The sequence below is a fragment of the Bradyrhizobium sp. genome (assembly GCF_004799405.1).
Lineage (GTDB): Bacteria > Pseudomonadota > Alphaproteobacteria > Rhizobiales > Xanthobacteraceae > Bradyrhizobium.
This window is the reverse complement of sequence record NZ_SSMW01000066.1, coordinates 38,344-50,518: the sequence shown is the minus strand read 5'-3', so window position 1 is coordinate 50,518 and position 12,175 is coordinate 38,344. Positions and strand designations below refer to the sequence as shown.

The window sequence follows — 12,175 nt, the reverse complement described above, 5'->3', positions numbered from 1 at the left end:
GAAGGTAAAAGCGAGACTGGCGCTCTCGCGGGCGAAACACTGTTCGTTGAGCGGACATTCGAAGATGTCGCGCCTGGTCGCCCGGCTCATCCCGTTCTACGAATTCGGCGTCGACGATTTCTTCTGCTCCGACGGCGCGCCGGCCGAAGTGGCGACGCAGCGCAAGCATGGATTCTTCTGGCTCGCGGCCTTCTACAAGGAGCGATACGCTCGCAGCCGGCAAATGACGTCGCAAGCCATGAGCCGGATTTCCGACCTGCAATTTACTCAAAGCTACCGCGTGCCGTTTCAATACAGCCGGCTGGTCCGCGAGCATCTGGGCGCCGGCACCTTCATGCAGTCCTCGGCCGGCGTGACGCTGACCGATCTCGACGGCAATGTGTTCTACGATCTCGCCGGCTCCTACGGCGTCAATATCTTCGGCAACGACTTCTACAAGGAATGCATCGCCAGTGCCGAGAAGCGGACGCATGATCTCGGCCCGGTGCTCGGCTTCTACCATCCCGTCGTCGCGGACAATGTTCGCCGGCTGTGCGAGATTTCGGGGCTCGATGAAGTCTCGTTCCACATGTCCGGCACCGAAGCGGTGATGCAAGCAGTCAGGCTTGCCCGCTATCATACCGGCCGCTCGCACCTGGTGCGCTTTGCCGGCGCCTATCACGGCTGGTGGGGCGACGTGCAGCCCGGCGTGGGCAATCCGGTTTCGCCGCACGAAACCTACACGCTGGCCGAGATGTCCGACCGCACGCTTCACGTCCTGAGGACGCGGCGGGATATCGCCTGCGTTCTGGTCAATCCGCTGCAGGCGCTTCACCCCAATGCCAGCGCGCCCGCCGATTCCTCGCTGGTCGACAGCTCGCGAGCGGCCTGCTATGACCGCGCAGCATATGCCGCCTGGCTGACGGCGCTGCGGCAAGTCTGCACCGAGCGCAATATCGCGCTGATCTTTGACGAGGTGTTCGTCGGGTTTCGGCTGGCCGCCGGTGGCGCCCAGGACTATTTTGGCGTGCGCGCCGACATAGTCACTTACGGCAAGAGCCTCGCCGGAGGCCTGCCGGTCGGCGTCGTCTGTGGACGCAAGGAGTTGATGCGCCGCTTCCGCGATGACCGTCCGGCCGATGTCTGCTTCGCGCGCGGCACCTTCAATTCGCACCCCTACGTCATGACGGCGATGGATGAGTTTCTCGGCCGGCTTGCCAGTCCCAATTTCCACTCGATTTATGACGGCCTCGACGGCATCTGGAACGGGCGCGCGGAGCAGTTGAACGCCTGGCTGGACCAGCAAGACCTGCCGGTTCGGGTCGCCAATCTGTCCTCGATCTGGATGGTCCATTACACCGTGCCGTCGCGCTACAATTGGATGTTGCAATATTACCTTCGTGCCGAAGGGCTGGCGCTGAGCTGGGTCGGAACCGGCCGTTTGATTTTCAGCCTGAATTATACCGACGCGGATTTTGCCGAGGTGGCTAAACGTTTTGTCGCTGCGGCCGAGAAAATGAAGCGGGACGGCTGGTGGTGGCAGGTCCCCACCCTCACCAACAAGACCATCCGCCGACAAATCCTGAAGGAGATGATCACGAAAAAACGGCAGCGGTGAATCGCAGCCGTTTTCCCGATAACGCGATCCTCAGGCGGGCTTCTCCTCGAGTCCGTGCTCGATGAGATCAAGACCCGGATCGATCAACTCGCCCTTCAGCAGGTATAGCGGCGCCTTGCGGTAAAGCTTGAAGTCGTTGAACGGATCGGTCAGAATTTTTGTCATCCAGACCAGGCCGGTCTCGACATCGCGGATGAAGAAAAGGTGCACGGTGCGGAACAAAAGGCCGCCGATGCCCACCACCAGCCAGATCTTGGCGACCTGACGCATGAAATCGGCCGGCGAAGTCCAGGGCGTAAACATCCCGAACAGGGTGGGATCGAAGTACAGGACCAGCGGAGACGCCGCCCAGATCGTCATCAGCACGACCTTGCGCCGCAGATTGTAGCCGACCTTGACCTCTTCCTTGTGCTCGTGAGTGGCATTGTTGATGTGGTCGTACCCCCGCGGCTCAAAGAAGAAATGTCCCGCCTGACGCGAGGTCATCGAGACCAGCCAGCCGATCAGTGCCGATGCCACCGGATCGAAGAACATCATGGCATAACCGATGATGAAGCTGACCGCGCTGACGAAGTGCAGGCTCTGGTTGATGCGGCTGTGGTGATAGTAGCGATGATCATCCCAGCGTTGGATGCGCAATTGCTCGCGGAAATTCTCGATCATTCTCTTCCTCCAAAAAAACAGGCTGATTCGTTTTACGAGGATTCGATGTACGGGGTGTGACATCATCGAAATGTCATATGACGCCACACGGTGGACCTGACACGGTGACTCTACGGGACAGATCGGCTTCAGCGTCGATCAGGCGGCTACCGCCGCATCCGTTTTTCGGATACGGACCAGCGAGAAGTGGCCGAGCGGCGGCACCAGCCGGCGCTCAATCAATTCCATTGCATTCGCGCCCGCCAGCCATCGCGCATAGCGCGACCAGGCGAATTCAGCGGTGCGGAAGCCGAGCGGACGCACCACCGGCTGCAGCCGTTGCTCGATAAAGCGCCGCATGCCGGCATCGGCGCTGACCCGGGTCAGGATAATCAGTTCACCGCCGGGGCGCAGCACACGGGCGAATTCGTCGAGTGCTGCTTCCGGATTCGGCACGGCCGTCACCACATATTGCGCCATCACGACGTCGAACGAATTATCGGGGAATTCGAGTTTCTCCGCGTCCATCACGGCGAGACCCTCGACATTCTTCAGGCTGAGATCGTCGACTCTGTGCTTCGCCTTGCGCAGCATCGCTTCCGAAATATCGGTGCCGAAGATGCGAAGATGGGGCGCGTATTGCGGCAGCGAGATTCCCGTGCCGACGCCAACCTCGAGCACCCGGCCGCCGATCTTGTTGGTCGCCGCAATCGCCGCCTTGCGGCCTTTGCTGAACACACCGCCAAACACGAGGTCGTAAACCGGCGCCCAGCGGTCATAGGCCTGTTCGACCGTCTCGCGGTCGAAATCCAGCTGTCCTGCGTCGTCAAGCTTCATAATCTCTGCCATGGGGGGTCTCGTTTGCCGTTGTAAGGGGTTTCAGATCAACCTTGTACCGCGCTTCTGCCGGTCACGCGGCTGGCGGACCGCGGACGGCGGCTTGGCTGCAACGCGCTCAGATTGCCAATGAACTGTCTCGCGCTGTTTTCCCAGGAACGCTCCAGCGCGAAATTCCGGCACGCCTGGCGCGACATGCCAAGCGCACGGATGCAGGCGCTGCGCAGGTTGCTATCGAGGGCGCCAACCGGATGATCGGCGATCACGTCAAGCGGGCCTGTCACCGGAAAGGCTGCGACCGGCGTGCCGCACGCCAGCGCTTCGAGTTGAACGACGCCGAACGTATCCGTCAGACTCGGAAAAACGAACACGTCCGCGGCCGCCAGATATCGGGGCAGATCCTTGCCGGTCTTCTCGCCCAGGAATTTCACCTTCGGATAGCGTCGCGCCAGCTCGGCCTTCTGCGGCCCGTCGCCAATCACAACCTTCGATCCCGGCAGCTCCAGTGCAAGGAACGCCTCGAGATTTTTTTCGACCGCGACCCGTCCCATCGTCATGAAAACAGGCCGCGGCAGATCGAGCTCGACGGGCTCATCGGGCGTGAACAATCCGGTGTCGACGCCGCGCGTCCAGGTGCCGAGCTTTCTGAAACCCCTGCGCCCGAGCTCCTGTTTCAGCGAGGTGGCCGCGACCATGGTCATGGCGGCCGCCGCATGAAAGTGCCGCAGCACCGCATAGCTCATCGACAGCGGAATGATCGAGCGTACCGCGATATATTCGGGAAAGCGTGTCGTGTAGGAGGTTGTGAAAGCCAGATTCCGCCGCCGGCAATAGGCGCGCGCCGCCCAACCGATCGGTCCTTCGGTTGCGATATGAATGGCGTCCGGCGAAGCTGCCTCGATTCTTCCGGCGATCTCGCGCCGGTTCGGCAGCGCCACCCGCAACCCCGGATAGGTCGGGACGCCTATCGAGGGAAATCCATCGGGGGTCAGGAATTCAATTTCGGCGCCGAACGCCGCTGCGCTGCGGGCCAGCGAGGTCAACGTCCGGACCACGCCATTGACCTGCGGGTGCCAAGCGTCGGTCGCAATCAAAATCCGCATTTCCGGAACCCGAACGTTGCTGCTGATTCTCAATTTGAGGACGTTCAGCCCGGGATATTTCAGGCGTATGACGCTATTGATGCAAAATCATTTTTTTATAAAACGGATTCAGCTGCCGTCTGTGCCACGGCTTTGTCGTCACGCCGATGAAAGCAGCGCGCGGCCGGCGAAATCCGGATGCCAGCGCCACGACCATCTAGCCCTCGGTTTTTTTATCGCGGGCCGCCTTGCAGCAAATATCCAGCACCGTTCGGATTTTATCACCCTGCAACAGATCCGGAACGCGCCGGTATCCTTTTTGGACGAGTTTTTCCCGGATGCTTTCCCAGCCGCGCATTTTTCCCGAAGTCGCCAACCGCACGGCTGCTTCGTAAACTTCAAGATTTCTTTTCCACATAACAGGAGCGCTCTCGGCAGCGAGCGGAACCATCGCAATCGCCGCGGGCGTATTTCATAAAACTGTCACAAATATCCAGGGATGCGGCGAAGCTATTTGGCACACAGGCCCTTCGCGTGTCAGCCGTTCGCCGCCAGCACGCCGGAATGCTTGGCCCTGTGCGGCACACCTTTGGCCGCCCGCTGCCGTCAGCCATTATCCGCGTACCCACCGCACAATCTTGTCGTACCTCGCCGCGATTCGTGACAGAATTAATTCGGTCTGATGTCAGTTTGGTTACGCGCGGGAGTGATACATGAGTTTGGAGTGGCGGGCGCAGTCCAGTTCCCTGGCTTGGTCAAATCCCCTGGCCTGGTGGTGGAGTCTGTTGACGCTGGTCAGCGGCGTAAATATCGCGGTTTGGTTCTTGCTCTACCGCCAGCTCCACGAACCGCCGACCGGCAGCGTCGGCAGCACGCCCAGCGTAGTATTCATGCTGCTGCTGTGTGCGGGCTATGTTTTTGGCTGCGCATTCCGCTCGTTCCTTCCGCGCGCGGATGTGCAGCGGATCTGCTTGTTCGACACCTGGCTGTCGAGCGTTGTCGTCGGCCGGTCGGTCGCCACGGTGGCCGAGATCTGCGTCGCGGCGCAGTGGGCGATTATCCTGCACCGGCTGAGCACGATGACGGGAGCGGACATCACCTTGAATGCCGCGTGGCTGGTCGTGCCGTTGATCCTCATCGCGGAATGCTTCTCATGGCATGCGGTGCTGACCACCAACTATGTGGGCAACGCCATTGAAAACTCGATATGGGCCGTTGCCTTCTTCGTGGTCGGGATTGGCCTTTGCCGGTTGCTGCCGGAGTTCGACGGTCCGGTTTGCCTGTTTCTCGCCATCGCGATCATCGGGATTGCAGGCTATCTGGTGTTTCTCATGACCATCGATGTCCCGATGTACCTGAGCCGATGGCGGGCCGGGCTTGCCGATGGCAGCAGGTTTCTCAGACCGCTCGAGGGTCTGCGCGATGTGAGCACGCGTTGGGTCGTGACGCACGACCTTGCCGAGTGGAAGGATGAGATCGCCTGGATGACGCTTTATTTCAGTTTGGCGGTCTGGGCCAGCCTTGCGCTGTGCGTTTTCTACTCGCTTGGGGATCGTCTACCGCACTATCGCACCGAAGCGACGGTCGCAAGCTGGTGGTCGGACGCCTCGGCAGCAGGCAGCAAGCAGCAGCCGGTGATGGCGCGTCGGGCGGAATAACCGTCGATATCGCCGCCCCCGGGTTGCGGCTGGCACGCTTGTTGCTCGTTGGTCGGCTGGGATGCCTTGAATCGAGGGGGAGTGCTCAATGTCGACCATATCAGCCGCGGCAACGCCTGCGCGAAAGCCGCTCTACACGTCGTTGTTCGTCCAGGTGCTGGTGGCACTGCTGCTCGGGATTGTGCTCGGGATGGCGACGCCCGATTTTGCGGTCAGCCTCAAGATCCTGAGTGACGCCTTCCTGAAGCTGATCTCGATGATCGTGGCGCCGATCGTGTTCTGCGTCGTTGTCCATGGCATCGCAGGCGCCGGCGACCTGAAGAAAGTCGGACGGGTCGGCGTCAAGGCGCTGGTCTATTTCGAGACCATGACGACGGTGGCGCTGGTCGTCGGCCTCATCCTCGCCTACGTGTTCGGGCCGGGCCACGGCATGAATATCGACACCTCGACGCTCGACCCCAAGGCGCTCAACACCTACGCCACCAATGCCCACAAGCTGCAGGGCGAAGGCATCGGCAGCTTCCTGATGAACATCATCCCGACCACCTCGTTCGACGCCTTGTCGCGCAACGATGTGCTGCAGGTTCTGTTCTTTGCGATCCTGTTCGGCGTCAGCCTGGCGCTGGTCGGCGGCGAGAAAGGCGAACGCATCAGTTCGTTCATCGACGCGGTATCGACCGTATTGTTCCGCACCATGGGACTGATCGTGCGTGTGGCGCCGCTCGGGGTGCTGGGGGCGGTGGCCTATACGGTCGGCAAATATGGTGTCGGCTCGCTCAAGCAACTGGTCTCGCTGGTTGCCTTGTTCTACGTTTCACTCGCCATCTTCGTGCTCGGCGTGCTCGGCGGCGTGATGGCGTTCGTCGGCTTGAACATTTTCAGGTTCCTGGCTTATTTCCGCGAGGAGTTGACCATCGTTCTCGCCACCGCATCGTCGGACGCGGTGCTGCCGCAGATCATGCGCAAGCTGGAGCGGCTGGGTGTCAAGGACTCGGTGGTGGGGCTGGTGATCCCGACCGGCTATTCCTTCAACCTCGATGCATTCTCGATCTACCTCACGCTGGCCGTGGTGTTCATCGCGCAGGCGACCAATACGCCGCTGTCGTTCGGCGACCTGATGCTGGTGCTCGGCGTCTCCCTGATCACCTCGAAAGGCGCCCACGGCGTGCCTGGTTCAGCGATCGTGATCCTGGCCGCGACGCTGAATGCGGTGCCGAGCATTCCCGCGATTGGCCTCGTGCTGGTGCTGTCGGTCGACTGGTTCATCGGCATGGCGCGTGCGCTCGGCAACCTGATCGGCAACTGCGTGGCGACCGTGGTCGTGGCCGCGTGGGAGGGCGATCTCGACCGCGCCAAGGCGACGCGCGTTCTCGGCGGCGAGGAACTGGTGGACGTAACGGCCGGCTAGCGACAGCTCGGTTCAACCGCAGTTCGGTGACGTGCCGCGGATTCGGGCTCGGTTCGCGGACATCGTAGCGCCAACGGGTCGCGCCTATTATCGGGCGGTTCTTTGGGCTTAAAATTCTCGATCAGCCGCAGCAGCACGCGCGCGCCGGCATCGGCATCGGCGGTGTCGACATGCTCGTCCGGATGATGGCTGACGCCGCCTCGGCAGCGCACGAACAGCATGGCTACATCGGCAATGTCGATCATCGCCATGCCGTCATGCCCCGCCCCGCTCGGCAGTTCGAACACGCGATAGCCCTCCGCCGCCACCGCATCGGCGACCTGCGACCTCAGCCACGGCGCGCAAGGCACGGTGCGGTTTTCATGGGTGACGTCGACCTGCAGCGCGAGCTTGCGATGTTTGGCGATGGATTCGATCCGGCGGACGATATCGGCCACCGCGCGCCGGCGATGCGTATCGGTCGGCGCGCGAAGGTCGATGGTGAACGAGACCTGCCCCGGGATCACATTGGTGGCGCCGGGCGTCGCGTGGATATATCCGACGGTCCCGACCAGCCCGCCGAGGTCAGTCCGGCACAGTTCCTCGATCGCGACGATGCACTCCGCGGCACCGGTCAACGCGTCGCGGCGCAGCGGCATCGGCACCGTGCCGGCATGCCCGGCCATACCGGACAGACATGCCGCCAGCCGCGTGGCGCCCGCGATCGCCGTCACGACGCCTACCGGCAAATGTTCGTTTTCGAGCACCGGACCCTGCTCGATGTGCAACTCGAGATAGGCGAGCAATTCACCGGGAGCCCGCGCCGCCGCGCCGATATGGTCGGGATCGAGACCGAACTGCACCAGCGCCTGGCGCATCGACATGCCGCCACTGTCCCGCGCGTTGAGCACGCTCTCGTCGAACGTGCCGGCGACGGCGCGGCTGCCCAGCAGCGTCGAAGCGAACCTGACACCTTCCTCGTCGGCGAAACCGGTCACCTCCACGGCGAACGGCAACCGCCGCCCCCGCTTGTGCAGATCCCCAACGCAGGAGATTGCCGTGATCAATCCGAGCGGGCCATCCCATTTGCCGGCGTCCCGAACGGTGTCGTAATGCGAGCCCAGCATCAGGCACGGCAATCCCGGCCGCTCGCCTTCGTAACGGCCGCAGACGTTTCCCATGGCATCGAGATGGGCGCGCATTCCGGCTGCCTGCATCCAGTCCAGGATGAGGTCGGCGGCGGCGCGATGCTCCGGGGTAAGGAAGATGCGCGCAAGATGCTCCGATGTTTCGGAAATCGCGCCGAGCTGGTTGATCCTGCCGACGATCTCTTCGCCGAGGTGCGCGCCTTGGGGCTCGGCGAGTTGCGGCTTCATCTCACTCATGCTGTTCCAATGACGAAAGCCGCACCGGTTCACCCGTGCCTGCAGACCGATCGATACAAGTTCGGTGCCAGCGGATCGGCGAATCCGGAGAAAGCCGCCCGAACCTACCGACTGGTATCAGCCTGCGCTGCCTTGACCAGCCGGCAAATGATCGGATTTGCCATCCGGTCGACCGCCGCGAAGGCCAATCCGGGCTAACGTTTGCTTAACTCCCTTGCATACAATCAGGAAAAGTAGCTGAAATTTTAATCGATCGCCGACCTGCACAAGTTTTAAACCAAGCCCCGTTTCTGGATATACATTATACTTTTCAGAGATTTAACCGTCTATGCCCACAAAAATGGCGTTGGCACAAAGATTGCGACATGCCCTTTGGGCTCCGCCGGATCGGCGAAGCCGCGAAATCAGCCGGCGGTCCATCCGCCAAAAGGAGCAACCAATGGATTTTGGCAGGATTTCACGACGGCATCTGTTGCAGGGAAGCGCCGCCCTCACGCTCGGCACTGCGCTGGGGACACGTTCGGCTTTCGCCGCCGATACCACCATCGGCTTCATCTATGTCGGGTCGCGCGATGACTACGGCTATAACCAGGCCCACGCGCAGGGTGCTGCGGCGCTGAAGAAAATGCCCGGCCTCAAGGTGGTCGAGGAAGAAAAAGTCCCGGAAACCGACGCGGTCGAAAAGACCATGGAATCGATGATCAATCTCGACGGCGCGACGCTGCTGTTTCCGACCTCGTTCGGATACTACAATCCGCACATGATCAAGATGGCAAACAAGTTTCCGAAGCTGCGCTTCGAGCATTGCGGCGGCTTGTGGACCGACAAGGACCCGAAGAATGCCGGAAGTTACTTCGGCTATATCGACGAGGCCCAGTATATTTCCGGCATCGTCGCCGGTTACTCGACCAAGTCCGGCAAGCTCGGCTTCGTTGCCGCCAAGCCGATCCCGCAGGTGCTGCGCAACATCAATGCCTTCACGCTCGGCGCCAGACTCGCCAACCCGAAGGTAACGACGCAGGCGATCTTCACCGGCGACTGGTCGATGCCGGTCAAGGAAGCCGAGGCCACCAACAGCCTGATCGATCAGGGCGTCGACGTGCTGACTTGCCATGTCGACGGACCGAAGACCATGGTCGAGAACGCCGCGCGCCGGGGTGCCATGGTTTGCGGTTATCACGTCAACCAGGCGCCGCTGGCGCCAAAGGCGTATCTGACCGGCGCGGAGTGGAACTGGGAAGCGTTGTATCCGAAATTCGTCAAGATGCTCGCCGCCGGCGAATCGATCCCGAATTTCTATCGCGGCGGCCTGAAGGAAGAGATCGTCAAGGTCTCGCCCTATGGCGAAGCGGTGTCGGCCGAGGCGCGCAAGCATGCCGACGATATCAAGGCTCAGCTCACCGCTGGCACCTACACCATCTTCAAAGGCCCGATCATGGACAACAAGGGCAAGACCGTGATCGCCGCCGGAACCGACCGCGGCCAGAAGGACCCCGAACTCGAAAAGATGGACTACCTCGTGGAAGGCGTCATCGGAGCAACTTCGTGACATCAGGCGTTGGAGATCCTGCCGAAGCCGTCGCGATCTCTCCGGCAGCGGATCCGGGATTTCTCCAGCGCCATGGCGGGACCATCGAATACATCCTGATTCCGGGCGCGGCGCTGGCCGCCGCGCTCGGGGTGTTTGGAATATTCGTGGCCTTGTTCGGCAAGAGTCCGCTCGATCTTTATTTCTATATGTACCAGGGCGCATTCGGCACCTGGTTCTCCTGGCAGAACACGCTGACTCGCGCCGCGCCGCTGATCCTCACCGCGCTCTGCACCGCGCTACCCGCACAGCTCGGCATGGTCATCATCGGCGGCGAAGGCGCGCTCCTGATCGGGGCACTGGCGGCGACCAGCGCGGCGCTGCTGATGCAGTCGGCGCCGCCGTTCGTCGTCCAGCTCGCGATGGCTTGCGCCGGCATGGCCGGCGGCGGTCTCTGGATCATGCTGTCGGGCGGGCTTCGCCAGTACCGGGGCGTCAATGAAACGATCTCAAGCCTGCTGCTGGTCTATATCGCGCTTGCCATCCTTAATCATCTGGTCGAAGGCGCGATGCGCGATCCGGCCAGTCTCAACAAGCCGTCGACCCGCGAAATCGGCGCCGCCAACATGATCGGATCGATACCCGGGACCGACGTGCATTGGGGACTGGTGTTCGGCGTCATCGCCGCTGTCGCGTCCTACATCCTGATCTATCACACCGTGTTCGGATTCGCCGCGCGCGTAGCCGGCGGCAACATTCGCGCCGCCAGGATCGTCGGCCTCGGCGTCGGCAAGCTGATCCTGACCATCTGCTTTCTGGCCGGCGCATCGGCCGGTCTTGCCGGGATGGTCGAAGTCGCCGCCGTTCAAGGCCGCACCAACGCCAACCTCGCCGCCGGTTACGGCTTTACCGGCATCCTGGTCGCCTTTTTGGCGCGCCAGAATCCGCTGGCCATTATCCCCGTGGCAATTCTGCTCGGCGGCATCAGCGCCAGCGGAGGCCTGTTGCAGCGCAGGCTAGGTTTGCCGGATGCCTCGGTTCAGGTGCTGCAGGGAATCATCTTTGTCGCGGTGCTCGCGAGCGACGCACTCTATGGCCGGATCGGATTTTTGAAAGGAAAGGCCTGACATGGCTGACGGAACCATCGGACTTTGGACGGTGCCATTGGCGGTGTTCGGTGGGGCGATCCGTGTCTCCACGCCGTTTCTGTTCGTCAGCCTTGGCGAGTGCATTACCGAGCGCTCCGGGCGCATCAATCTCGGTCTCGAGGGCACGCTGGTGATGGGCGCCATGAGCGCCTACGGCATCTCTTATCTGACCGGTTCGCCCTGGCTCGGCGTGCTTGCCGCCGGCCTGACCGGCGCGCTGCTCGGGGCGCTGCATGCCGGCATTTGCTCGCTGCCGCGGGTCAACGACATCGCCGTCGGCATTGCCCTGATGCTGTTCGGGACCGGGCTGGCCTTCTATCTCGGCAAGCCGCTGATCGAGCCGACCGCTCCGCGGCTGCCGGCGATCGATTTCGGCTGGTGGAGCGACGTGGCGCAGGTTCGCGCGGCATTGCGGATCAACGTGTTGTTCCTGATCGGCGTGGCCCTGGCTCCGATTTTATACTGGGCGTTCCGGGCCACGCGCTGGGGCCTGTTGATCCGCACGGCCGGCGAGAGTTCGGACGCGGCGCGCGCCATGGGATATTCGGTATTGATCATCCGCTTGCGCGCCACCATGGTTGGCGGCTTTCTGGCCGGGATCGGCGGCTCGTTCCTGTCGTTGTTCTATCCCGGGAGCTGGAACGAGGGCCTGTCGAGCGGACAGGGCATCACCGCGGTGGCGCTGGTGATCTTTGCCCGGTGGGACCCGATGTTGTGCCTGTGGGCGTCGCTGGCCTTTGGCGGCGCCGCGGCGCTCGGGCCGGCGCTGCAATCGGTTGGCGTCACTTCCGGATATCACCTGTTCAATGCCGCCCCCTACATCCTGACGCTGGCGATCATGATCATCACCTGCTCGCCGAAACGCACCCTGACCGGCGCACCCGCCGAACTTTCGATCACCCGATGAACCG

Annotated in this window: 11 protein-coding genes; 6 read left to right on the top strand and 5 right to left on the bottom strand. The window is 62.1% G+C overall.

Annotated elements, in window-relative coordinates; translation table 11 throughout:
* On the top strand, nucleotides 1-1,597 hold a 1,597-nt coding region (locus E7813_RS10280), incomplete at its 5' end, for an aminotransferase class III-fold pyridoxal phosphate-dependent enzyme (protein WP_291573432.1).
* Between the two features lie 30 nt (nucleotides 1,598-1,627).
* On the opposite strand, the gene E7813_RS10275 is transcribed toward E7813_RS10280, so the two are convergent.
* The 4 genes from E7813_RS10275 to E7813_RS10260 form a co-directional block, all read right to left on the bottom strand.
* Complete coding sequence (locus E7813_RS10275) at nucleotides 1,628-2,260, bottom strand: hypothetical protein (RefSeq protein WP_291573430.1); 633 nt, start codon at nucleotides 2,258-2,260, stop codon at nucleotides 1,628-1,630.
* Between the two features lie 138 nt (nucleotides 2,261-2,398).
* Nucleotides 2,399-3,088, bottom strand: coding sequence for a methyltransferase domain-containing protein (locus E7813_RS10270; RefSeq protein ID WP_291573428.1), 690 nt, complete (start codon nucleotides 3,086-3,088; stop codon nucleotides 2,399-2,401).
* 35 nt (nucleotides 3,089-3,123) lie between these two features.
* On the bottom strand, nucleotides 3,124-4,179 hold the full coding sequence (locus E7813_RS10265) for a glycosyltransferase family 1 protein (protein WP_291573426.1): 1,056 nt from the start codon (nucleotides 4,177-4,179) through the stop codon (nucleotides 3,124-3,126).
* Between the two features lie 196 nt (nucleotides 4,180-4,375).
* Complete coding sequence (locus tag E7813_RS10260) at nucleotides 4,376-4,609, bottom strand: hypothetical protein (RefSeq protein ID WP_291573424.1); 234 nt, start codon at nucleotides 4,607-4,609, stop codon at nucleotides 4,376-4,378.
* A gap of 262 nt (nucleotides 4,610-4,871) precedes the next feature.
* On the opposite strand from E7813_RS10260, the gene E7813_RS10255 reads away from it, so the two are divergent.
* Together E7813_RS10255 and E7813_RS10250 are read left to right on the top strand one after the other, a co-directional pair.
* A complete protein-coding gene (locus tag E7813_RS10255) occupies nucleotides 4,872-5,816 on the top strand; it encodes a hypothetical protein (protein WP_291573421.1) in 945 nt (314 codons plus the stop codon).
* Between the two features lie 88 nt (nucleotides 5,817-5,904).
* Nucleotides 5,905-7,224: a dicarboxylate/amino acid:cation symporter gene (locus tag E7813_RS10250; RefSeq protein WP_291573419.1), complete on the top strand. Its 1,320-nt coding sequence runs from the start codon at nucleotides 5,905-5,907 to the stop codon at nucleotides 7,222-7,224.
* Here E7813_RS10250 and E7813_RS10245 read toward each other — a convergent pair.
* Entirely contained in the window at nucleotides 7,221-8,588 is a 1,368-nt protein-coding gene (locus E7813_RS10245) for an allantoate amidohydrolase (protein ID WP_291573416.1), read from the bottom strand. The genes E7813_RS10250 and E7813_RS10245 overlap by 4 nt on opposite strands.
* A gap of 439 nt (nucleotides 8,589-9,027) precedes the next feature.
* Here E7813_RS10245 and E7813_RS10240 point away from each other — a divergent pair, with 439 nt between their 5' ends.
* From E7813_RS10240 to E7813_RS10230, 3 genes are read left to right on the top strand one after another with little or no spacing between them, the layout of a single operon-like run.
* The gene (locus tag E7813_RS10240; protein WP_291573414.1) at nucleotides 9,028-10,137 is read left to right on the top strand and encodes a BMP family ABC transporter substrate-binding protein; all 1,110 of its coding nucleotides are present in this window, start codon (nucleotides 9,028-9,030) and stop codon (nucleotides 10,135-10,137) included.
* Entirely contained in the window at nucleotides 10,134-11,243 is a 1,110-nt protein-coding gene (locus E7813_RS10235) for an ABC transporter permease (protein ID WP_291573412.1), read from the top strand. Before E7813_RS10240 ends, E7813_RS10235 begins: the two co-directional genes overlap by 4 nt.
* A 1-nt stretch (nucleotide 11,244) precedes the next feature.
* On the top strand, nucleotides 11,245-12,171 hold the full coding sequence (locus E7813_RS10230; RefSeq protein ID WP_291573410.1) for an ABC transporter permease: 927 nt from the start codon (nucleotides 11,245-11,247) through the stop codon (nucleotides 12,169-12,171).
* Nucleotides 12,172-12,175: the final 4 nt, after the last annotated feature.

Coding starts and splice junctions, on each gene's coding strand:
- E7813_RS10275 (WP_291573430.1), bottom strand. CDS start 2,260: ATGATCGAGAATTTCCGCGAGCAATTGCGCATCCAACGCTGGGATGAT.
- E7813_RS10270 (WP_291573428.1), bottom strand. CDS start 3,088: ATGGCAGAGATTATGAAGCTTGACGACGCAGGACAGCTGGATTTCGAC.
- E7813_RS10265 (WP_291573426.1), bottom strand. CDS start 4,179: ATGCGGATTTTGATTGCGACCGACGCTTGGCACCCGCAGGTCAATGGC.
- E7813_RS10260 (WP_291573424.1), bottom strand. CDS start 4,609: ATGGTTCCGCTCGCTGCCGAGAGCGCTCCTGTTATGTGGAAAAGAAAT.
- E7813_RS10255 (WP_291573421.1), top strand. CDS start 4,872: ATGAGTTTGGAGTGGCGGGCGCAGTCCAGTTCCCTGGCTTGGTCAAAT.
- E7813_RS10250 (WP_291573419.1), top strand. CDS start 5,905: ATGTCGACCATATCAGCCGCGGCAACGCCTGCGCGAAAGCCGCTCTAC.
- E7813_RS10245 (WP_291573416.1), bottom strand. CDS start 8,588: ATGAGTGAGATGAAGCCGCAACTCGCCGAGCCCCAAGGCGCGCACCTC.
- E7813_RS10240 (WP_291573414.1), top strand. CDS start 9,028: ATGGATTTTGGCAGGATTTCACGACGGCATCTGTTGCAGGGAAGCGCC.
- E7813_RS10230 (WP_291573410.1), top strand. CDS start 11,245: ATGGCTGACGGAACCATCGGACTTTGGACGGTGCCATTGGCGGTGTTC.